The sequence below is a fragment of the Citrifermentans bremense R1 genome (genome assembly GCF_000426865.1).
Lineage (GTDB): Bacteria > Desulfobacterota > Desulfuromonadia > Geobacterales > Geobacteraceae > Geomonas > Geomonas bremensis.
The window spans coordinates 47,132-68,932 of the sequence record NZ_AUGE01000021.1 but is presented as its reverse complement, the minus strand read 5'-3'; the positions used below and the strand labels follow the sequence as shown (position 1 = coordinate 68,932).

Sequence of the window (21,801 nt, the reverse complement as noted above, 5' to 3'; positions counted from 1 at the left end):
CCTGCCGCAACCGCCAAGCAAGCTAAGCCCGCAGCCAAGGAAGCAAAACCGGCTGCAGCTGCAAAACCTGCTACGACTGCCAAAGAGGCAAAACCTGCCGCAGCAAAGGAGGCCAAAACCGCCACGGCTGCCAAGGGTGAGAAAGCTGAGAAGGCGGCCAAGGCTGAGAAGGCTGAAAAGGTGGCTTCCACAAAGGGTGCGAAGCCTGCAGCTAAGGCCGCGGCCGGTGCCTATGCCCTGGACATCAACGGCGATCTCGCCGAAAGCGAGATGGGACCGGTGACCGCCAAGCTGAAGAAAGCCGGCATCGCCCACGTGGTGAAGACCAAGGCGCAAAAAGGGGAGCCGATGCACCGCCTGTTCCTGGCCGATTTCGGCGACAGGAGCGAGGCCACCGAGCAGCTGGACCGCCTGAAACAGGTTGCCCCCAACGCCTTCATGCTGAAAGAGAACGGCCGGTATGCCGTGTACGGCGGATCCTTCCTGCGCGAAGGGAAAGCCGCCGTGGAGCAGGACCGCCTCTTCGACAAAGGCGTCAAGCTCATGCTGCAAAAGGCCACCATACCGGTCTCTGTGGTTAAACTGCGGGCCGGGAGCTTCGCCGATCAGGCCAGCGCCAAAAAGGCGGCTGCCAGCCTGAAGAGCGCCGGGCTCTCCGCCACAGTGGTCAAGGTCGGGAAATAGAGCTCGTGTCGGGCAAGGTTACCTTCAGGATCTCGGCGGCGGCAGCCCCGTACGTCGGTGCGGACAAACCCCGGCAGCAGAGGCTAGAGGCTGCTTCCGGCAAGGTGGCGCTTCCGCCTGCCGATTTCGTGCTGCTCATCTATTACCTTTGTCACGACCAGGACCAGGAGGTTAAGCGGAGCGCAGTGACGACGCTACGTGCCCTGGATGCCGGGTTGCTGAAGCAGGTGTTGGCCGATCCTGAGTTGCATCCGCGCATCCTGGACGCCTTGGTGCAACTGCACGGCAAGAACCCTGACCTGGGTCCCCTCTTTGCCAAGCATCCTAGTCTTTCCAGCGCCGCCGCAGCTGCACTTGGCCTGCAAGAAGGTGCTTCGGCAGCACCTGCCCCGTCCGTCGCGCCGCCGGTCTCCCCGCAGGAGGAGATCGTCCCCCCCCGGCACATCCGCAGTGAGGATGACGACGTAGCCGACGAGGAAGAGGATGCGGTGCAACAGGACGAGGACGAGCCGATCGACGAGGAGGAGTACCAGTCCAAGTACCAGATGGCCCAAGGTATGGGGGTCAGCGACAAGATCAAGATCGCTATGACCGGCGACAAGGAATGGCGCTCCATCATGATCAAGGACAACAACAAGCTCGTCTCGTCGGCCGCTATCAAGAACCCGCGCATGACCGAATCGGAGGTCCTTTCCATTGCCAAATCAGTGGTGGGAAACGACGAGATCATGCGGGTAATCTGCACCAACAAGGAATGGATCAAGAACTCGCAGATCAGGAAGGCGCTGGTGATGAACAGCAAAACGCCGCTGCCCCACGCCCTGCGTTTCGTGGCGACACTCCCCGAAAAGGAACTTGCCCAGTTGGCCAAGAGCAAAAACGTGAACACGGCCATCTCTTCGCAGGCGCGCAGGATGCTGATGAGCAAGAAAGACAGCAGATAAACTAGGGGGAATCCAGATGGCTCTGGTTAACCAGGCAAAACGTGAAATTAATGCGAAGATCGTCTTTTTCGGACCGGCGCAGGCCGGCAAGGCGACCAGCTTGAAGCATGTCTTCAATAAGCTCAAGCCGGAATTCCGCGGCGCCATGAAGGTGATGAACGTCCAGGACGCCCGGATGCTGTTTTTCGACTTCACCCCGCCGGGGGAAGGCAATGTCGACGGTTACAGGGTCCGCTTCCACCTCTACACCGTTTCCGGCAGCAACGTCGATCCTGCCGCCTGGAAGATGGTGCTCAAGGGGGTGGACGGGGTGGTCTTCGTGGCCGACTCCGCTCCGCAGCAGCAGGAGCAGAATCGGCGTTCCATGGACGACCTCGTTTCCTTTCTGCAGAGTTACGGGCAGAGCCTCGTCTCAGTCCCGACCGTGTTGCAGTTAAACAAGAGCGATCTCCCGGATGCTGCTGCCGTGGCCGAGCTGGAACGGAGCCTGAACCCGTCCCGGCTACCCAGTTTCAGGGCCAGCAGCCAGAATGGCGAGGGGGTGCTCCAGGCGCTCATGTCGCTGGTCAAGACGGTGCTGACCGGGTTTAAGTCCTCTGGCGCCGAAGGAATCACCGGAAGCGAGGGATTGCAGCGGGTAGTCGAGGAGCCTGTAGCGCCTTCCACGGCCAAGCCCCAGCCCCACCCTGCCGCGCCGCAGCCATCACAGGCCCGCGCTACGGAGCCCCCAGCAGCCGCTGCCGAGGAAGAACCGCTCTCCCTTGAACTGTCGGGAGCGCCCACCGCGGCAGGGGGCGACGTCATCAGCGTCCCGCTCACCATCCGCAGCGGTTCCCGCAGCAAGCAGGTCGTTTTGACCCTGTCGCTTGCTGTAGAGAAGGGGTGACGGCTTGGGACCGGAGTTGCATCTGCATCTGTTCGCACGCCTGCTGCTGGCGTCTATCCTCGGCGGCTTGATCGGTCTCGAGCGCGAGGTTCACGGCCGGCCGGCGGGGTTCAGGACGCACCTGCTGGTATCGCTTGGCTCCTGCCTTTTCTGCCTCACTTCCATCGAGGTGTACCAGATCTACGGGAATTTCAGCGGCATGGTTCCGGTCGGCATCGACCCCGGCCGCATCGCGGCGCAGGTCGTGACCGGCATTGGTTTCCTTGGCGCCGGCGCCATCATCAGGGAGCGGGCCTCCATCCGCGGACTCACCACAGCTGCCTGCCTGTGGGTGGCTGCCGGGCTCGGCATCGCCTGCGGCTTAGGGCTCTTCAAGATGGCGATCGTGGTGACCGCCATCGCCCTCATCAACCTGCTGCTGCTCAAGCAGGTGGAAAAAAGGCTCAACCGCGATATCTACGTCGTGGTCAAGGTGTGGGGCGATGATCGCCCTGACTTTATTCAGCAGGTGTATCAGCTTCTTGGGGAAACTGGCATAGAGCGCGTGGAGGCCAAGTTCGAAAAGGACCTGGAAAGAAAGTTGATGTTCATCGAGTTCCAGATGAAGCGCGGCAAGAAGGTAACTTCCCCCGATCTGCTCGCCAAGCTGAGCGAGCTCCAGGGGGTCAAACGGGTAAGTGTCGATTGAGTGAATTAAAACTGGCAACAGGAAAGGAGTTACTGAGCATGGCTGAACTTAAAGGAAGCAAAACGGAAAAGAACCTGCTGGAGGCTTTTGCAGGCGAGTCGCAGGCGCGCAACAAGTACACCTATTACGCATCGGTCGCCAAGAAGGAAGGGTACGAGCAGATCGCGTCGCTCTTTCTGGAGACGGCCGAAAACGAGATGGAGCACGCGAAACTTCATCTGAAAGCGCTCGGGGGAATCGGGGATACCATCACCAACCTGAAAGCCGCAGCCGCAGGGGAGTACGCCGAGTGGGTGGACATGTACCCCCGTATGGCCAAAGAGGCCAAAGAAGAGGGGTTCACCGCCATCGCCGCCGTGTTCGAGGGCATCGCTAACATCGAGAAGGCGCACCAGGAGCGTTACAAGGCACTGCTTGCCTCCATAGAGGACGGGACCGTCTTCAAGGAAGAGGAGCCTACCATCTGGAAGTGCCGCAACTGCGGCCACCTCCACGAGGGGGTCGAGCCGCCGCAGGGTTGTCCGGTATGTCATCACCCGAAAGCGTACTTCGAGCGCAGCGCTGAAAACTACTAGAGTCCACCAGGGGGGGATCATTCCCCCCCTGCATCTTTTACCCAGGCCTCGCATTCCTATCTTTCCGCGCCAAAATCCCTTGTATACAGAGTGATTCGCATGATATGATGCCCTGGTTTCTCATTAGCAATAGGAGGCATGCATGGCAATCATCACAATTTCCAGAGAGATGGGTACCGGCGCCTACGCCATTGCCAAGGAATTGGCAAAGAAGCTTAAGTACACGCTCGTCGATCGCCTGAAGATCGAAGAGCTTGCACCCGCATACGGCCTCACGCCCGAGATCCTGGAGAGGGTCGACGAGAAGCCGCCTTCATACCGGACCGCAGAGGACCGGTTGCAGGCAGCGCATCTCGCCACCATGGAGCTGATCCTCCTGGACAACGCCAGGAAGGGAAACGTGATTCTCTACGGAAGGGGGGCTCAGGACCTGATCAAGGGCGTCACCAACGTGCTCAAGGTCCGATTTATTGCGCCTTTTGAAGACCGCGTGGAAAAATTCGCGGAAAGGGAGTGGATCGACCCCGATCTGGCCCGAGAGCTGATCAGAAAGAGCGACCACCAGTTGGGAGGGTTCATCCATTTCTACTTCGACCGCGACTGGAACGACCCGATGGCCTACGACCTGATCCTCAACACCAGCAAGTCCAGCCATAGCGCCATGATCGAGTGTGTCATATCGGCCTCAAAGGATCCCCGTCTCAAAACAGGCGAGGATGAGTCCATGGCGCTTCTTGACGACTGTATCCTTGCCAAGCGTGTTGAAGCCGAAATCCTCAAGTCGTCGCTTGAGCGCAGGCTGCGCATCACTGCCAAAGACGGCGTCGTCACGCTTTCCGGTCACGTACAGGCCGAAGGGCAGATCGAAGAGGCCGTTCGCATAGCCGGTTCTGTCTCCGGTGTGACCGACGTGGATTGCGATCTGGATGTGGTGAGCTACAAACCGGTGAAGGACTAAAGGCAGGGGCTAAGGGCTAGCGCCTGATGGACCCTGTGGACTCCATGGACCACATGGACACTATTAAAACTACAAAGGGGCTGGTGGCGTTGCAACGCTCCAGCCCCTGTTTTTCCCAGCCCCTAGCCCACAGCCCCTAGCCCCAGGTTTTCACCTGCTTTTTGAGCTCTTCCACGCAGCTGTACGGCACTGCCATCGAACCTTTGCCGGTCCCCATGCAGATCCCTTCCTCTATGCCGTGGTAGTCGGACCCTCCGGTCCAGACCATCCCCCTTTTTTCGGCGAAGTTGCGCAAGTAGGCGCTGTCCTGTTCACTGCAGACGTTGTTGTAGACCTCAAGACCGGCGAGCCCCATCTCCATCAGCTGCTCTATGGCCTTAGAGAGTGCTTCGCGCTCGTTGGTGATGGTCGTGGGATGCGCCAACACGGCGACCCCTCCCAGCCTCTTTATCGTCGCCAACGCCTCGTCAACGGGGAAGTAACGCTTGGGGACGTCGCAGGGAAGCAGGTAGCGGACGAAGGCATCCTGCATGTCGCGGGCATATCCCTTGGCCATGAGCACCTGGGCTATGTGCGGGCGTCCCAGCGCTCCTCCCGCCAGGGCCGCCGCTTCCGCGCTGGCGATGGTGGCTTTCCCCTCCAACGTGAGCTTCTCGTTGATGCGGCCTATGATCGCCTCGCCGCGGGTCTCACGTTTTTCCCTGAAGTCTTTAAGTATGGCGAGGAGTTGCGGGTCGCGGTGGTCGAGCAGGTACCCCAGCAGGTGGACGTCGCGGTAGGAACCTAAGGCGACGGAGAACTCGATGGCGGGGAGCACTTCGACTCCCTGTGCGCTTCCGGCTGCCATCGCCTCGTCTATGCCGTCTACGGTGTCGTGGTCGGCCAGGGCGATCGCTTTGAGTCCAAGCTCGGCTGCCATGGCAACTAGTTCAGCCGGGGTGCGTACCCCATCTGAGTAGGTAGAGTGAAGATGCAGGTCAACTAGATTTGTCATTGTGTCTCCATTTTGGTCAGAGGGCCATTATAGGGGGTTTCCTCTTTTGTGCAACCGCTAACTCTGCATATATCAGTTGCCTTGACACATAGCATCTTGTATAAGTAGGCATTACTTTTTTAAACAATAACAAGAGGTGTTTGTGGCACAGATAAGAGGAATGGGCGGCGCTATCTTCGCTATTTCCACCTTCGTTCTTGGGGGGATCTTAACCTTCTCCGGACTTGGGCTGATAGCTTTTATGAAATACAAGGACCTGTGGGGACTTGGTGAGGGAAGAAGCATCGGCATTCTCTTTGTCTGCGTGGGACTTCTTCTGTCAATCCTGGGAGTGCTGGTGATGCGTCTCGTGCGCAACAGGATCTAGCATGAAGGACGATCAGATACACCAGGCCATCGCCATCCTCAAGGATGCGGTGCTGACAAAAGGGTGGGTGACTCCGGCGGTCACTATCGTGGCTACGCAGGACCGTGACCCATACAAGGTGCTGGTCTCCTGCATTCTATCCCTGCGAACCCGCGATCAGACCACAGCCGAGGCTTCCCAGCGCTTGTTTGCGCTTGCCGATACGCCGCAGAAGATGACGGAACTCACTGTCCCCGAGATCGAGCAGGCCATCTACCCCGTCGGGTTTTACCGGGTCAAGGCCCAGCAGATTTTAGAACTCTCGTTCCAAATCGGTGAGCTGCACCAGGGGAGGGTGCCCGACGAGTTGGAGACCCTGCTGACTTTCAAGGGAGTGGGGCGCAAGACGGCGAACCTGGTGCTGACGCTTGGGTACGGCAAACCCGGCATCTGCGTCGACATTCACGTGCACAGGATCTGCAACAGGTGGGGGTATGTAAAAACAGCCAATCCTGAGCAGACAGAGGGTGCTTTGAGAAAGAAGCTCCCGCCCGAGTACTGGATCATAATCAATGATCTTCTAGTGACTTTCGGGCAAAACCAGTGCACCCCTGTCTCACCGCGCTGCTCCACCTGTCCCCTCTATGCGCTCTGTGACAGGGTCGCTGTTACTAAGTCTAGATAAAACAGTGTTGCACTAAAGCGCTCTTTGAGTATAATGAGTCCTTGAGTTTTTTAAGCCACATTCTCACCGCCAGTTAGACGCGGTGGAAAATGTTATCCGCTGATGACACGCATCAGCTACTTTCGGGGGTATTATGCTGAAGAAAATCGGTTTTGTAGGTCTGGGTACCGTGGGTGTCCACATGGCCGCCAACCTGGCCAAGTCGGACTACCAGTTAACGGTGTTTGATCAGGATGCCAAGGCGGTTGCGGAACTGGCGACCTTGGGCGTCAAGGTCGGCGAGTCGCCCATGGCGACCGCAAAAGGGCAGGACCTCGTCATCGTCATCGTGCCTGATAGCGACTTTCTAGTCTTCGGCCAAGATGGCGTTTTTGAAGGTATAGACCCCGGTACTATCCTCGTCGACATGGGAACGCACTGCATCGAGACCATCCAGCGCATGGCCCAGGAGGCCGTGAAGCACCGCGTCATGTTCCTTGAGGCTCCGGTATGGGGAAGCAAGGAGCACGCGGCCAACGGTCTGCTGACCATTCTCGCCGGTGGGGACGAGGCGCTTCTGGGCCGCTGCCGCGAGCCGTTCTCCTATTTCGGTCTCAACATCATCCACATCGGCAAAGTCGGCGACGCCACCAGGATGAAGCTGATCGTCAACCTGCTGCAGGCCGAGATGATGCAGTCCCTTTCCGAAGGTCTCGTGTTCGGCGAGAAGATGGGATTCAAACCGGACAAGATCCTCGAGGTTCTGGACTCCGGCGGTGTCGCCTCTCCGCTGTTCCACTCCAAGGGGCGCTCCATCGCCCGCGGCGATTTCAGCCGTAACCTGGCGCTCAAGTACGTTCACCTCCAGATGCTGAGGGTGCTCGAGACGGCCGAGAAACTTGGCCTGGAGCTTCCTGCCGCCAAGACCGTCTCCGGCATTTTCGCCCAGGCGGTGGCCGACGGCAGGGGAGAAGAGGATTTCTCCGCCATCGTGAAGCTGCTTAGGAAATAGCAGGCGGCTCTTTAATTTGAGGGTAAAAAGGGGCATCCCATCACGGGGTGCCCCTTTTTTTTATTCCTTGTAGCAGTATGCAAAGCCGGTAGCCATGTAGCCGATGCGCGGCAGACGGTTCCAAGTTGGAGCTTGGAGATATTTGCCCACCAAGCGCTGCACGAGAACTCGCGTTCCCCCCTTTGCGAAGGGGGGACAGGGGGGATTTTCCCTAACCGGATACCTTCACGCGCCGTAACTGCCTGAATGTTAGAAAAATTTTCCTATACAAAAAAGTTTCCGATGGAGTAAAACTAGATGTCCACTTTTTGACGAATACGAATTTCGCAGTTTCCGCATTGTATTAGCCGCCGATCATGTTGTTGATGATCGTCTTTGAAAACCTGAACAACATCTCTATAAACATCAAGAACAAACCTCATCACCGCAACCTTTCTACTACTTCAGTAGTAATAGGAGCATTATGACGAGCACGAGCAAGAAGAAGTTACTGATAATAGTTGCCGCTTTGGGCATTGTGGCGGGAAGCTGCTACGGTATCTACGCCTGGAAGGACGCTCATTCGGACCAGGGCAAACAGATCAGCTACACCGCTTTCATGGAGAAGGTCAATGCCGGCGGCATAGCAAAGGTGAAGATCGCCGGCGACCAGATCAACGCTGTAGGAAAATCGGGCGAAAAATTCCAGTTATTCCTTCCTGCAGGAGCCGAACTGGCCGACACCCTGGTAGCCAAGAAGATTGACTTCTCCTCGAATCCCGCGGCGTCCGAGCCCAAGTGGTTCGAGATCGGCATCATACTTCTGGTCGCGTTATTTCTAGTTATGGTGCTCAAGAGATACGGCGGGGTGGGGCGGAGCAAGGCGAGAATCATCGACTGCTCGGAGTCTCTCACCCGGTTTAACGACGTCGCGGGCGCCGAGGAGGCAAAGGCCGAACTGCTCGATACGGTCGAGTTCCTGAAAGCCCCGGCGAAATTCAGCGCCCTGGGCGGCAAGATGCCGACTGGCGTGCTTTTGGTGGGCCCTCCGGGCACCGGCAAGACGCTCCTCGCCAGGGCTGTAGCGGGCGAGGCCGGCGTTCCCTTCTTTTCCATATCAGGCTCCGAGTTCGTTGAGATGTACGTCGGCGTCGGCGCTTCCAGGGTGAGGGACCTCTTTGCGCAGGCAAAAAAGGCGGCTCCCTGCATCGTCTTCATCGACGAGATCGACGCGGTCGGCCGCAAGCGTGATGCGGCGGTAGGGGGTGGCGCCAGCGACGAGCGAGACCAGACCCTGAACCAGCTCCTGGTGGAGATGGACGGCTTCGCCGTCAACTCCGGCATCGTGGTTCTCGCTGCGACCAACCGTCCCGAGATCCTCGACGCCGCGCTGCTTCGCTCCGGCCGCTTCGACCGCGAGGTGACCGTGGGCGCGCCCGACATCCGGGGACGCGAAGCGATACTGAAGGTCCACTCGAAGAACGTACCCCTGAGCCCCGAAGTCGACCTGATGGTGATCGCCCGCGGGACGCCGGGCATGTCCGGCGCCGATCTGGCCAACGTGGTCAACGAGGCCGCTATCCTGGCGGCGAGGTCCAACAAGGGGTTCGTCGAGATGCTCGACTTCGACAACGCCAAGGACAAGGTGCTGATGGGGGCCGAGAAGAAGTCGATGGTGCTCTCCGACAAGTCCAAGCTTTCGACCGCCTACCACGAGGCGGGGCACGTGCTGGTGGCAAAGCTGGTGCCGGGATGCGACCCGGTGCACAAGGTCTCCATCATCCCGCGCGGCAGGGCCATGGGGGTCACGCTCCAGATCCCCGAGGAAGACATCTACTGCTACACCAAAGAGATGCTGTTGGCCCACCTCAAGGTGCTCATGGGCGGTCGGGCCGCCGAGGAGATCATCTTCCACACCACGACCACCGGCGCCGGCAACGACCTGGCGCGCGCCACCGACACCGCAAGGAAGATGGTGAGCGAGTGGGGCATGTCCAGGGCCTTCGGTCCGGTCGCTTTCGGCCATCAGGAGAACACCGACGGCGGCGGCAAGAAAGGGTTCAGCGACAGCACCGCACTGGAGATGGACAACGAGATCAGGTCCATCGTCACCACCTGCTATGCCGACGTTCGGACGCTCCTGGAGGAGAATCTCGACGCCCTTGAGCGGCTTACCCAGGAACTGGTCGTCAAGGAGACGCTGGACGCCGCCGAGATCGACGCCATCCTGGGCCTCGCCACGGCGGACGATGCCGCCGATGCATCCTGTTGCGCCGCTGCATGATCAAAAAACGCCGCTTCACTATCTAGCATAACCCTCCTCACTTCGCCGCTGCCGCCTTGCTTGTTAGCAGAGGGCGGCAGCGGCACTCTAACTCCCTGCCAACGTGTCACTCTGTCATATCTAAAGCTTGCCCGCTTCAGCGTTAAATGCTATGTAGTATCAGGCGCTAGCCTATGCCTTCAGGGAGCTATTAGATGACCAACAATGACGTATTCCGCAGATTGCGCTATGCCATGAATATGAATACACAGGCAGTGGTGGAGACTTTCAGACTGTCCGGCATGAAGATGGGGCAGGCCGATATCACCTCGCTGGTCAAGAAAGAGGACGAAGAGGGATACAAAGAGTGCAGCGACGAGGTTCTGGAAGCATTCCTGGACGGCTTCATAGCGCTTAAGAGGGGGAAGAGAGAGGGAGAACCGGAAACACGGAAGGATGAGGTCCTGTTGACCAACAACGACATCCTGAAAAAGATCCGAATTGCTTTAGCCCTTAAGGAAGATGAGATGCTGATGCTGTTCAAGCTGGCGCATTTCCCCGTTTCGAAATCGGAGCTATCGGCCATTTTTCGCGCCAAAGGGCAGGAGAACTACAAGCCGTGCGGCGATCAGATGCTGCGGAATTTTCTGAAGGGGCTTACGGTCAAATATCGGGAGACCCCGGCGAAGTAAGGGACTCGCGTTTGGAGTTTGGTTGTGGACGATCAGTCGATGGGAAAAGAGAAACTGCAGGAGTCGGGAAGCGAGATGGCTGAAGCCCCGGTTGACGTCGTCGAAGCCGAGATCGACCCTGCGGTCATCAGTGCCGGGCTTTCGAAGGTTCGCCGGCGTCGTTGGGTGGTGTGGAGCGTGATGATCGTTTACCTTCCCACCATGTGGACCACGCAGAAAATCACTCACTCTTTCAGCGGGTCTATGCCCGTGTTCTTCATCTGGTTCCTGCTACTTCTGGCCGCCATGGGATACTCGGCGGTGGCCCGGTGCCCGCGCTGCGGCAACTACTACCATGTGCACGGGATGATCTTGCTCTATCTGCGCAGGTGCCTGCACTGCCAGCTTCCCCTCAACGACGACCAAAAACCGCGATTCTAACGCGTCTCACCCCCATCCGGCAGAGGTGTCGCCGCTGCTTTTTCTGCATCCTGCACCAAAGCTTGCGCTTGCTCCAGTGCCTCGGTCAGATTCTCCTCGTCTACCGCTGCTTTCTTGATGAAAATATCTACCACCTCGATCCCTTTCGTGGTCTGGTGGGTGGAGAGGATCGACCTGATGTTGCTCAGGTCCGACTCGTACGCCCGGTAAGCGCGGCGGACCGAAATAGCTTTGGCTGCAATCCGATCGAACGCCGGCCCCAACTCCAAAGGCTTCGTTCTCCCCGTGTTGGACAGCCGCGGGAATTGGCACTCTGTCACCGATTTTTCAGGCTCCACCAAGTAACTGCTTCCCTGGTACTCCATGCCGTCGGCATGTCTCACCAACCGCTCCCCAACCAGGTTCATACTCGCCGCCTTGTCGGCAAAATCCCGATAGGCACGTTCCAGGTCGGGAGGGTCGGCGAAAACAAGTTCCTCCAGCGCCTCGCGGGTGTTCTCTGCCTGCATACGGGCGTACTCGAGATCTGCCTCCACCGTCTGCAGCGAGGCGCTGTTGTTCTCACGGAAAGTGAACCGGCCTCCGGCGCACCCGGCGAGGCAAAGGCTCGAAAAGACAAATCCCACCACCAAAACTAAATGAGCCGGGCTCGGTTGTCTCATGACACGCTCCTGTTATGATTTGCGATACGTTAATGTTACTGATCGTGCCTAGGCTGTCAATGTGTCGTAACTTGCTTGAATCCCAGTAGTTTGATTTCTGATAAACTAATGATAGAAGTTCCGCAGCTAATGAGAGTGCAACGCCGGTCACAAAAAGACAGGCATTTCAGCAGCAGGAGGTTGATCATGAAACAGTACCTTTTTGCACTGATGATAGGAATGGTGGCCCAGAACGCGTTCGCCGGCGTGGTCGGCAAGACGGTCGATTACCGCCAGGGCGATACCGTCCTGGAAGGGTATGTGGCGTATGACGACTCGGTAAAAGGGAAACGGCCCGGGGTTCTGGTAATACACGAGTGGACCGGGTTGGGGGCATACGAGAAGGGGCGCGCCGACCAGCTTGCGAAGCTGGGGTATGTCGCCTTCGCGGCCGATATCTATGGCAAGGGAGTCCGCCCGGCGACCCAGGAGCTGGCGGCAAAGGAGGCCGCCAAGTATCGCGGCAACGACCGTAGTCTCATCCGGGCGCGTAGCGCCGCGGGTCTGGAGGCGCTATCCAAATTGCCGCAAGTCGATCCAAAGCGACTGGCGGTGATCGGGTATTGCTTCGGCGGGACCGCCGCGTTGGAACTGGCCCGCAGCGGTGCCGCTGTCTTGGGTACGGTCAGTTTCCACGGCGGCCTGAGCACCCCGGTTCCCGCGGATGCCAAGAACATCAAGGGGAAGGTCTTGGCTCTGCACGGGGCCGACGACCCCTACGTAAAGCAGCCCGAAGTGGAAGCGTTTCAGCAGGAGATGCGCCAGGCGAAAGTAGATTGGCAGATGAACTATTACGGCAGTGCCGTCCATAGCTTCACCAACCCCAAGTCCGGCAACGACCCGAGCAAGGGAGTCGCCTACAACGAGAAGGCCGACCGGCGTTCCTGGGAGGCGATGAAGATCTTTTTTAACGAGATATTCGGGCATAAGCAGAAGCGTTGACCACCTCCGCTATACGGGCGGAGTAAAGGGTCACGAGCCTGAGAGTCCCCGCCCCCGGAGGGGGGGAGGAGACAGACAGACGGTGACCTTCCTTCAACCTGCGCAACATGGCTGATCGGCTGGAGGGATTGGAGCGGGACCCCTGGGAGGGGTACTTCGAACTGCGCCAAAAGCTTCCCGGCGAGGGAGGGGGACCGGCAGGAAAGTAGCCTTGACTTGGGGCGGCAAGCGGCGGTATACCTGTTCAATTCAAAAAGGGGGACAGGCTACTTTTTGAAATCAAAAAAGTAGCCTGTCCCCTTTTCCCGGAGCCGTCATGCCCGTCAGATTCATCCACACCTCAGACATACACCTGGGAAAAACCTACCGCTGCCTGGGCGGCGATGCCGAGCGCTATCAGGACTTTTTCACCACCTTCGCAACCATCATCGCCGATGCCATCAAGGAGCAGGTCGACTTCGTCCTGATCGGCGGCGACCTCTTCCATACCGGACAGATCCTCCCCAAGACTTTCGCCAAGACAATCGAGATCCTGCAGCCGTTGAAGGACGCGGGGATCCCCTGCCTAGCCGTCGAAGGAAACCACGACTGGATACATCGCCGCGACAGTGTCTCGTGGATGGAGGCGCTTTCCCAACTCGGATACATCCGCCTGCTGCGCCCCTCCCGTACCGGCGACGGCAACTACCTCTTCGAATCTTTCGACCTTGAGCAGGGAGCGGGGGGGCACCTCGAAATCGGCGGAGTGAATATCTATGGTCTCGGGTATATCGGCTCCCAAGCGGCCAACCACGTGGCGCGCATCTGCGAGGCGGTCGGCACCCGCCGCAACGTCCTGCTCTTTCATGTCGGTGTCTGGAGCTACTCTCCCGTGGAAATCGGCAACATCCGTCCCGAAGAGGCGCTTCCTTTGTCGGATTGCTTCGACTACGTGGCGCTCGGGCACGGCCACAAGCCTTACGTCGTCCGCACCCCCGACGGCCGCCCCTACGCTTTCAACCCCGGATCGCCCGACTGTGTCAACTTCGGCGAGGAGCGCTACGACAAGGGTTACTACCTTGCCTCCCTTGAGGACGATGGGGAGGTCCGCCACGAATTCCGGCGCTGTTCCCCCCGCCCCATGCTGGTTCTAACCGTCAACCTGGAAGGCGCCATGAACGCCGACGAGGCATTGCAGCGGTTCGCCGCCGGGGTCGCCGAGAAGCTCGCCGGCGGTTCAGACCCGCGCTCGCCGCTGATCGAGGTTCGGCTCTGCGGCAAGGTCGGTTTCCACCCCTTCGAGCTCAGCCGCGACCGCCTGCGCCTGGCCCTCTTCGAGGTCTGCCAGCCGCTGCACCTGGAGATAAAGAACCACCTCTCCCAGGTCTCGGGGGGGGGAGGGGAGGAGAAGGTCAAGAAGAGCCTCGCCGAGATCGAGCGGGATGTGTTGGCTGAACTGGTAGGGGCTAACAGCCAGTATCAGGGTAGGGAAGAGGAGCTGGTGCGGCTTTCCCTCGCTCTGCGCGACCTGGTGCTCAAGGGGGAGGTAGAGGGTGAGGAACTGCTGGCCCTGCTTCCGTCTGGAGGTGCCGGATGCGCATAATCTCGGTCCAGTTGAAGAACATCAAGTCGCACCGCGACAAAGAGATTACCTTCTCCCCCGGTATCAACGTCCTCTCCGGCGCAAACGGTTCGGGCAAAAGCACCATCTTCGAGGCCATCGGCTACGCCCTCTTCGGCGTCTCTGCGCAGGACTTCGTCTCCAAGGCCGACCGCTTCCTCACCATCGGCGCGAGGAAGGGAGAGATCAGCCTGGTGTTCGAGCCCGCCTCCGGCGAGACGTACCGGGTGACCCGCACGGTGGGGGGCGCCGGCAAATGGCTCCTGGCCAAGGACAACGGCGGCGGCTTCGAAATAGAGGAACACGCGAACATCCAGGAGACGGAGCAGCGCATCGCCTCGCTTTTGGGGCTTGCCACCGGCCGGCCGCTGGCGGAACAGTTCAAGCTGGTCATCGGCCCCTTCCAGAACGACTTCCTGGGCCCGTTCGTCATCAAACAGCCGACCAAGCGCCAGGACGCCTTCGACGAGATCCTCGGCATCGACACCTGGCGCAAGACCTTCGACGGTACTAAGTCTCTCGCCAGCGCCATCGTCGCCAAGACGGAAACCATCCAGGCAGAGGTCGCCGCGAAGATGGAGCAGGTTTCTGTGCTTCCGGCCAAGGAGCAGGAACTGCGTGACCTGCGCGAGCAGGGGGTGGCGAAAGAGGCCCAGTTGCGGCAAAAGGTCGCCGAGCAGGAACAGGTTAACCAGCTTTTCGCCGGACTGGAGGCGCGGAAGGAACGGATCGATGCGGTCGGGCGCGAGGTGCAAGCCCTGGAAGATCGGTCCGTCTCCGGCAAGGAGTACATCTCCACCCAGTTGCTGCTGGTCGAACAATCGAAAGCGGCGGCAGCGCTCGTGGCTGAAGCAGCCCAGGGGAAGCATGCCTACGACGCAGCCGAGGCGAAGCTCAAGCGTTTGCGCGATGAAGAGCAGCAAAAGCTCGCTCTGGAGCGAAAGCTGGGAGAGCTGGATAAGGAACAGGCTGCCCTTCAAAGCACGCTGGCAATTGAGAACCGCGAGCTGGCCGAGACGCGGGCCACGATGGATACCGAACGAGAGCGCCTGGCACTGGAAAAAGCCGCGCTTGCAGATGCTCTTATCGAACTGAAGAGCGCGGAAGCGGCTACCGGAGAGGCGCTGGCGGTGGTCAACCGCAGTTGCGCGCAATTCCGCGAACTTCCCGTGCATCGCATCGATCAGGCCCTGCCTTATCTCTTCGTCGCCCTGGACCGCATGGCGGCTATAGACGAGCAGTCCCTGGAGAGAAAGAAACTTATCTCTGCCGGCGCCGCGCTCAAGACTGAAGCCGCCGAACTAGTCGCCCGGCAGGCCCTTTTGGAAAAGGTTCAAGCTGAGCGCTCCGAGCTGGCCGGGCGCAGGCTTTCGCTGGTCGAAGGGCAGGAAAAGCTGGGAGCGGGGGATTGCCCGTTCTTCCATGAGCCATGCCGGAACCTCGCCTCGGGTGACGCTTCCGGCCTCTTCGAGGCGCGCATCCAACGGATCGATGCGGAAATCTCGCGTCTCGACCAGCAGGCGGTGGAACTCGCCGCCCAGGTTGCGGCTGCGCAGGCTGCGGCACGAGAACTTGCCGGAGTAGAGCAGGTGGCGAGCGAGCTGGAGAAGGCTGGTCGCGAGCGCCAGAAGCTGGAGCAGGATTTCACCAATGGTTTTTCCGAGATCGCGTCCGCCGTGCTGGTCCCAAGCCTTCGGACCTGGCTCGATTCGGCAGAACTGGGAATCGATCTGGCTGCTGAACTTCCGGGCCTGCAGGTAGAGCTGGCCGCCGCGCCGCTGCAGCGAAGGGCTGCGCTCTCCGAAGCAAGCGATGCCTGGCGGCGTGTCGTTGTTTTGATCGAGGAAGGTCTGGATGTCAGGCTCAAGAAGGCTCAGGAGCCGGTTCAGGAGTGCGCGCTGAAACTGGCCCAGCTTGCCGAGAAAGGGGAAAGCCTCGCCGCGAAGGAGCGGGAACTCGCCGCCTCTGCCGAGAAGCTGGCCTTCCGCGAGCGGGCGATAGCCGAGCATGGCAAGCGGTTGGCGGCGCTGGTCGAAGCCATAGGCGCGGTGAAGAAGGATCTCGCCACTCATGCCGGCCTCGACCAGGCGATAAAGGAGGCGGGAGAGGAACTGGTTCGTTTTCAGGCAGACCGCGACCGCTACATAGCCAACGAAAAAGCAGCGCAAGAACTGGATAAGCGCCAGGAGACGCTGGCGAAATATCAGGCGAAGCTCAAGGAGATAGAAGGATCGCTGGCCGCAAAGAGGGAAGAGCTGCGCCAGTCGGTGGAGGGGTACGACCAGGCGCAGCATGAGGCCGTGAAACAGCAGCAGGTGGAGTTGGTCTCGGCAGTGGCGACGCTCACCTCAGAGATCGGAGCGGTAGGCGAAGGCATCTCGCGTCTGGAAGGGGAGACCGCCGCGCTTAGGGAAATTGCAGCTGAGATCGAGAAGAAGCTCGCCGCCATCGCGGCGTTGAAGGAACAGGGGGTTCTGGTCAAGTTCCTGCGCAACCAGGTGTTCAAGAACGTCTCCAGCCAGCTCTCCGAGCGTTTCCGGGAGGAGATCAGTTTCCGCGCCGACCGGATCTACCGCAGCATCTGCGCGTCCGACGAGGAGCTGGTTTGGGGCGAAAATTACCAGGTCGTGTTGAAGGACATGGCGGAGGGGCAGGTCCGGGAGCGAAGCGACGACCAGCTCTCAGGAGGGCAGATGATGAGCGCCGTGGTGGCGCTGCGCCTGGCGCTTTTGCAGACCATCGGCGCGCGCATCGCCTTCTTCGACGAGCCCACCTCGAATCTCGACGCCGAGCGGCGCGAGAACCTGGCGCGCGCCTTCCGCGCCATAGACGTGGGACAGGAGGAGGTGACCGAGCACTGGTACGACCAGCTCTTCCTGGTCAGCCACGACGTGAGTTTCACCGAGATTACCGATCAAACCATCCAGCTCGACTAGAGGATTTCCCTACATGTCCCCAAAACACTACGGCGCCTGGTTGATCGCCGCCTCCGCAGCAGGTTTCGCCACCCTCGGCATCCTCATCAAGAGCGCCTTTTCCGGCGGCGCCAACATCACCACGGTACTTGCCGGGCGGTTCCTGGTAGCGTCGTTTTTTCTGTTCATCTATCTCAGGGCGCGCAAGACCCCGCTTGTCATCGGGCGCAAATCCTCGCTGCAACTGCTGCTGATGGGAATGATCGGCTACGGCGGCATGTCCATGCTCTACGCCAACGCCATCCACTACCTTCCCGCGTCCCTGACCGGGATGCTCCTTTACACCTACCCGGCGCTCGTCACCGTCATCGCGCTGATCGTGGGTGAAGAGCGCTTCAACGCCGCCAAAGGTGTGGCGTTGGTGGTTTGCAGCGCCGGTTTGGTGCTGCTGTTGGGTGCCTCGTTCGAGGGCGCCCGGTTGGAGGGAGTACTTTGCACTTTGGGGGCGGCCGGGATCTACAGTTGTTACATCATCATCGGCAACCGCATCTTGAAGAACATCGACCCGCTGGTCACCTCATTGTGGGTCTGTGCCTCGGCAGGATTTACCTTTCTCATTTATGGCGTCGCTACCGGCGGCCTCACCCTGGACCTCGCGCCCGTTGGGTGGCTTTCCATCCTGGGGATCGCCCTGTTCCCAACGCTAATCGCGGTCGTCGGTTTCTTTGCCGGGCTACGCTACGTCGGCGCCACCAACGCCTCCATCATCAGCATGCTTGAGCCGTTGATCACCGTGCTCTTATCCGCGCTTCTTCTGGGGGAGCGGATCACCGCGCTGCAAGGTTTCGGCGGAGCGGTTCTTTTATTCGGGGGACTGATCCTGCAGTTGTGGGGGCACGAAGCGCGTCGCGAGACGGTCACCGAGGTTTAAAGTCGCTACCTCGCTTTTCCTTATAGGAGTAGGTTGCCCGGGCTCTCTCTCAGCGACGGAGGCGAATGAGTCCACCCTGCGCACTGTAGCCTTTTTGAATGTGTAGCCTGCGCACCATAGCCTTGGCGAAGGTGCGTTGACTTTCCTCCCTCGATCTGCTAGAGACATAGGGCTTGTACCCAACGCAAACTTGAAGGATTTCATGGAACAGTTCTTTCTCAAGCTTTCCATCATGCTGGTTCCCGCGCTCATGGCCATCACCTGTCACGAGGTGTCCCACGGCTACATAGCAGACCGCCGCGGCGACAACACCGCCAGATACTTGGGACGCCTGACGCTCAATCCTCTAAAACACCTGGATCTCTTCGGCACCCTGATGATATTCATCGTCGGGATAGGGTGGGCGAAACCGGTTCCGGTCAACTTCAACAATCTGAGGCGCCCGAAAACCGACATGATATGGGTCGCCGCTGCCGGACCCATCACCAACTTCCTGCTTGCGACGTTTTCCGCTTTCGCCATGCGCGCACTGATAGGCGCGACGCAAGGAGTGCCGGATACTTCCCCGCTGGCAGCCTTCGTTGACCCCGTCACGCTGATGCTCGCCTTCTCCGTGTACATCAACCTGCTGCTCGGTATCTTCAACCTGATCCCTGTGCCGCCTCTGGACGGCGGGAGGGTGGCGGTCGGTCTCCTGCCGCTGCGCCCTTCGATGGCGCTGGCGAGGCTGGAGCCGTTCGGCATGATCATAATCATCGTCCTGGTCTTTTTCACCAATGCTTTCAGCTACGTGATCTCACCCGCCCTGAGCTTCGGGGTGAACCTTTTGGCCGGGCCACACAGCAATCTCGTTTTCGGAGTAACCAGGCTCATGCTGAAATAGCAGGGCCAAGTAGATAGAGAAATCCAAAAGGAGTCCGCATTCTATGAGCAATAACCGTATCGTTAGCGGCATGAGACCGACTGGTAAACTGCATCTGGGCCATTACCACGGGGTGCTCTCCAACTGGCTTGAGTTGCAGCGTAACTTCGAGTGTTTCTTCTTCGCTGCCGACTGGCATTCGCTGACCACGGAGTACGCCACTACGGACGGTATCAAGGACAACATCAAAGAGATGGTGCTGGATTGGCTCGCTTTCGGGATCGATCCCGAGCAGAGCGTCATCTTCGAGCAGAGCAGGGTGCCGCAGCATGCCGAATTGAACCTGATCCTCGGGATGATCACCCCGGTCTCCTGGCTGGAGCGCAACCCCACCTACAAGGAGATGCAGGAGAATTTAACCACCAAGGACCTCTCCACCTTCGGCTTCTTGGGCTACCCGGTGCTGATGGCCTCCGACATCATCGTCTACAAGGCTTCGCGCGTCCCGGTAGGCCAGGACCAGATCCCGCACCTGGAGATCACCAGGGAGATCGCCCGCCGCTTCAACTACCTCTATGGCGAGGTGTTCCCCGAACCGTCCGCGCTCCTCACCGAGACCCCGAAGGTGCTCGGCACCGACGGCAGGAAGATGAGCAAGTCCTACGGCAACGCCATCTTCCTCTCCGACGACGCCGAGGAGACCAGGAAGAAGGTGATGTCCTACGTGACCGATACCCAGCGTCCCTTCAAGAAGGACCCGGGCGAGCCGGACCGCTGCGTCGCTTTCACGTTGCATTCGCTTTACGTGGATCAGGCCAAACGCGAAGAGATCGTCACCGGCTGCCGCGGCGCCCAGCTTGGCTGCGTGGATTGCAAGAAGATCCTGGCCCAGGCTATGGTCGATACCCTGGCGCCGCTCAGGGCAAAGCGCGCCGAGCTGGCTGAGAAGCCGGGGCTGGTGAGCGAGGTGTTGGCAGAGGGAAGCCGCAAGGCCGAGGTAGTCGCCCGCCAGACCTTGGAAGAAGCACGCGCGGCGCTCAAGGTTTAAACCGCCAAACGGCCGTTCAACGTTCCAGGTTCAAGGTTCAACTTTCTGCTCACTTCAAGGGGGCGGCATCTTGACGGCACGGTTGGTTGCGCTCCCAGGCAGAAGTCGCTGGTCTTGTTCCGGAGGCCGTCAGGGTGGCGAGGACCACTTGTCACCAAAGCCGCTCGAACGTAGAACGTTGAACCGTTTTCCCGCTGCTCGAACGTTGAACATTGAACGTTGAACGGCCTTTAGGAGATTTCTTGTCGCTGGATACGATGCAAAGCAACCTTTTTTCTGAAGCCCTGGAGCAGTCGTACCGGGTTCAGATCGAGGAGTTCGAGGGTCCGCTCGATCTCTTGCTCCACCTCATCAAGAAGAACGAGGTGGACATCTACAACATCCCCATCGCCGCCATTACCAGGCAGTACCTGGAATACATGGAACTGATGAAGGAGCTGAACCTGGACATCGCGGGGGAGTTCCTGGTCATGGCTGCGACGCTCCTGCAGATAAAGTCGCGCATGCTCCTTCCGGCGACCCAGGAGGAAGACGGGGAGGCCGAGGTGGAGGACCCGCGCGCCGAACTGGTCCGCCGGCTCCTCGAGTACCAGCGCTACCGCGACGCTTCACAGCTTCTCTCCGCCCGTAACCTCCTCGGGCGCGACGTCTTCGCCAGAACCTTCGATTCGCCGGAACTCGCAGAGATGGAGCCGCAGGAGGAACCTGCCGACGTCGAGCTCTTCGAGCTTATCGAGGCGTTCCAGCGCGTGCTTGCGCGGGTCTCGGTCGACACCTTCCATGACGTCGTGGCTGACGGCATCTCCATCGCAGACCGCATCGGCGAGGTGCTCTCGGTCCTGCATGCGGAAAAGACGGTCTGCTTCGACGCCCTCTTTACCACGGGGATGACGCGCGACCTCTTGGTGGTCACCTTCCTTTCCATCCTGGAACTCGCCAAGCTGAAACTGATCAGGGTGGTCCAGGTCGAGAGCCTCGGTTCCATCTGGCTCACTCTCAGCGCCGATCAGCAGGAAAACCGGCCCGAGCAGGAAGGCGTGGAGCCGCAAGAAAACCAGAATAGTTTGGAAACAGCGGAGGATGCAGTTGTCGGGTAAGCCCTTGAAATCGATCGTAGAGAGCCTCCTGTTCGTGTACGACCAGCCGCTTTCGCTGGACCGGCTCGCACTGATCCTCGAGGAATTCGAACGGAGCGATCTGCGCGCCGCACTGGACGAGTTGATGGAGGAGTACGCCGGCGCCGAGCGCGGCATCGTTCTTTCTTATGTGGGCGGTGGCTATCAGCTTCGCAGCCGTCCGGAACACGCCGATTACATCCGGAGGCTCACCAAGGCCAAAGGCGTCAAGTTCAGCCAGTCCGCACTGGAAACGCTCTCCATCGTCGCCTACCGGCAGCCCATCACCAGGGCGGAGGTCGAGTACCTGCGCGGTGTGGATTCCGGCGGGGTGATGAAGAGCCTCCTGGAGAAGAAACTCTTGAGAATACTGGGGAAAAAGGACGTTCCCGGCAAGCCGCTCATCTACGGGACCAGCCGCGAATTCCTGGAGCTCTTCGGCCTGAAGGACCTGAACGCGCTCCCGACGCTTAAGGAGATCCAGGAGCTGGTGCCGCCGGATCCGTTTGCGGACCAGCCCGCCCTCCCGTTGGGCTCGGTTGAAGGGTAGCCTTTGCTGCGTTAAAATATCGCCTGGCGCGC

22 protein-coding genes are annotated in these 21,801 nt (G+C 59.6%); 20 read left to right on the top strand and 2 right to left on the bottom strand.

Going from position 1 to position 21,801, the window contains the following annotated elements:
- The 6 genes from K419_RS0113290 to K419_RS0113265 all read left to right on the top strand — a co-directional run.
- Window positions 1-684 (top strand): SPOR domain-containing protein (locus tag K419_RS0113290; protein ID WP_026842029.1); only part of this gene is annotated, 684 nt, incomplete at its 5' end.
- 5 nt (window positions 685-689) lie between these two features.
- A complete protein-coding gene (locus K419_RS0113285) occupies window positions 690-1,628 on the top strand; it encodes a hypothetical protein (RefSeq protein ID WP_026842028.1) in 939 nt (312 codons plus the stop codon).
- Between the two features lie 16 nt (window positions 1,629-1,644).
- Window positions 1,645-2,514: a GTP-binding protein gene (locus tag K419_RS0113280; protein ID WP_026842027.1), complete on the top strand. Its 870-nt coding sequence runs from the start codon at window positions 1,645-1,647 to the stop codon at window positions 2,512-2,514.
- A gap of 4 nt (window positions 2,515-2,518) precedes the next feature.
- Window positions 2,519-3,202, top strand: a complete 684-nt coding sequence (locus K419_RS0113275; RefSeq protein WP_026842026.1) for an MgtC/SapB family protein — start codon at window positions 2,519-2,521, stop codon at window positions 3,200-3,202.
- Window positions 3,203-3,240: 38 nt separating this feature from the next.
- On the top strand, window positions 3,241-3,777 hold the full coding sequence (gene rbr / locus K419_RS0113270) for a rubrerythrin (RefSeq protein ID WP_026842025.1): 537 nt from the start codon (window positions 3,241-3,243) through the stop codon (window positions 3,775-3,777).
- A 142-nt stretch (window positions 3,778-3,919) separates the two neighbouring features.
- Window positions 3,920-4,735: a cytidylate kinase family protein gene (locus K419_RS0113265; protein ID WP_026842024.1), complete on the top strand. Its 816-nt coding sequence runs from the start codon at window positions 3,920-3,922 to the stop codon at window positions 4,733-4,735.
- A 136-nt stretch (window positions 4,736-4,871) separates the two neighbouring features.
- Here the strand turns inward: K419_RS0113265 and K419_RS0113260 are convergent, their stop codons facing one another.
- Entirely contained in the window at window positions 4,872-5,729 is an 858-nt protein-coding gene (locus K419_RS0113260; protein ID WP_026842023.1) for a PHP domain-containing protein, read from the bottom strand.
- 142 nt (window positions 5,730-5,871) lie between these two features.
- Here K419_RS0113260 and K419_RS0113255 point away from each other — a divergent pair, with 142 nt between their 5' ends.
- The 6 genes from K419_RS0113255 (at window position 5,872) to K419_RS0113230 (ending at window position 11,105) form a co-directional block, all read left to right on the top strand.
- Window positions 5,872-6,096, top strand: a complete 225-nt coding sequence (locus tag K419_RS0113255; protein ID WP_012530744.1) for a hypothetical protein — start codon at window positions 5,872-5,874, stop codon at window positions 6,094-6,096.
- 1 nt (window position 6,097) lies between these two features.
- Window positions 6,098-6,760 (top strand): endonuclease III domain-containing protein, encoded by a 663-nt coding sequence (locus K419_RS0113250; protein WP_026842022.1) that lies wholly within the window; start codon window positions 6,098-6,100, stop codon window positions 6,758-6,760.
- Window positions 6,761-6,893: 133 nt separating this feature from the next.
- Entirely contained in the window at window positions 6,894-7,751 is an 858-nt protein-coding gene (locus K419_RS0113245; RefSeq protein ID WP_012530742.1) for an NAD(P)-dependent oxidoreductase, read from the top strand.
- A 463-nt stretch (window positions 7,752-8,214) separates the two neighbouring features.
- The gene (gene ftsH / locus K419_RS0113240; protein ID WP_026842021.1) at window positions 8,215-10,014 is read left to right on the top strand and encodes an ATP-dependent zinc metalloprotease FtsH; all 1,800 of its coding nucleotides are present in this window, start codon (window positions 8,215-8,217) and stop codon (window positions 10,012-10,014) included.
- 194 nt (window positions 10,015-10,208) lie between these two features.
- Window positions 10,209-10,685, top strand: a complete 477-nt coding sequence (locus K419_RS0113235) for a YehS family protein (protein ID WP_026842020.1) — start codon at window positions 10,209-10,211, stop codon at window positions 10,683-10,685.
- Between the two features lie 24 nt (window positions 10,686-10,709).
- Window positions 10,710-11,105: a hypothetical protein gene (locus K419_RS0113230; RefSeq protein WP_226377699.1), complete on the top strand. Its 396-nt coding sequence runs from the start codon at window positions 10,710-10,712 to the stop codon at window positions 11,103-11,105.
- Here the strand turns inward: K419_RS0113230 and K419_RS0113225 are convergent.
- Window positions 11,102-11,767, bottom strand: a complete 666-nt coding sequence (locus K419_RS0113225; protein WP_026842018.1) for a hypothetical protein — start codon at window positions 11,765-11,767, stop codon at window positions 11,102-11,104. The two genes, K419_RS0113230 and K419_RS0113225, sit on opposite strands and share 4 nt — an antisense overlap.
- Before the next feature lie 186 nt (window positions 11,768-11,953).
- On the opposite strand from K419_RS0113225, the gene K419_RS0113220 reads away from it, so the two are divergent.
- The 8 genes from K419_RS0113220 to scpB all read left to right on the top strand — a co-directional run bounded on the left by K419_RS0113220 (window position 11,954) and on the right by scpB (window position 21,769).
- Window positions 11,954-12,748, top strand: coding sequence for a dienelactone hydrolase family protein (locus K419_RS0113220; protein ID WP_026842017.1), 795 nt, complete (start codon window positions 11,954-11,956; stop codon window positions 12,746-12,748).
- Window positions 12,749-13,064: 316 nt separating this feature from the next.
- Window positions 13,065-14,330, top strand: coding sequence for a metallophosphoesterase family protein (locus tag K419_RS0113215; RefSeq protein ID WP_026842016.1), 1,266 nt, complete (start codon window positions 13,065-13,067; stop codon window positions 14,328-14,330).
- The gene (locus K419_RS0113210; RefSeq protein ID WP_026842015.1) at window positions 14,321-17,284 is read left to right on the top strand and encodes an AAA family ATPase; all 2,964 of its coding nucleotides are present in this window, start codon (window positions 14,321-14,323) and stop codon (window positions 17,282-17,284) included. Before K419_RS0113215 ends, K419_RS0113210 begins: the two co-directional genes overlap by 10 nt.
- A gap of 13 nt (window positions 17,285-17,297) precedes the next feature.
- Complete coding sequence (locus K419_RS0113205; protein ID WP_026842014.1) at window positions 17,298-18,194, top strand: DMT family transporter; 897 nt, start codon at window positions 17,298-17,300, stop codon at window positions 18,192-18,194.
- 202 nt (window positions 18,195-18,396) lie between these two features.
- Window positions 18,397-19,077, top strand: a complete 681-nt coding sequence (locus K419_RS0113200) for a site-2 protease family protein (protein ID WP_026842013.1) — start codon at window positions 18,397-18,399, stop codon at window positions 19,075-19,077.
- Window positions 19,078-19,120: 43 nt separating this feature from the next.
- Complete coding sequence (gene trpS / locus K419_RS0113195; protein ID WP_026842012.1) at window positions 19,121-20,104, top strand: tryptophan--tRNA ligase; 984 nt, start codon at window positions 19,121-19,123, stop codon at window positions 20,102-20,104.
- Window positions 20,105-20,346: 242 nt separating this feature from the next.
- Window positions 20,347-21,201: a segregation and condensation protein A gene (locus K419_RS0113190; RefSeq protein ID WP_026842011.1), complete on the top strand. Its 855-nt coding sequence runs from the start codon at window positions 20,347-20,349 to the stop codon at window positions 21,199-21,201.
- Window positions 21,191-21,769, top strand: coding sequence for an SMC-Scp complex subunit ScpB (gene scpB / locus K419_RS0113185; RefSeq protein WP_026842010.1), 579 nt, complete (start codon window positions 21,191-21,193; stop codon window positions 21,767-21,769). Before K419_RS0113190 ends, scpB begins: the two co-directional genes overlap by 11 nt.
- Window positions 21,770-21,801: the final 32 nt, after the last annotated feature.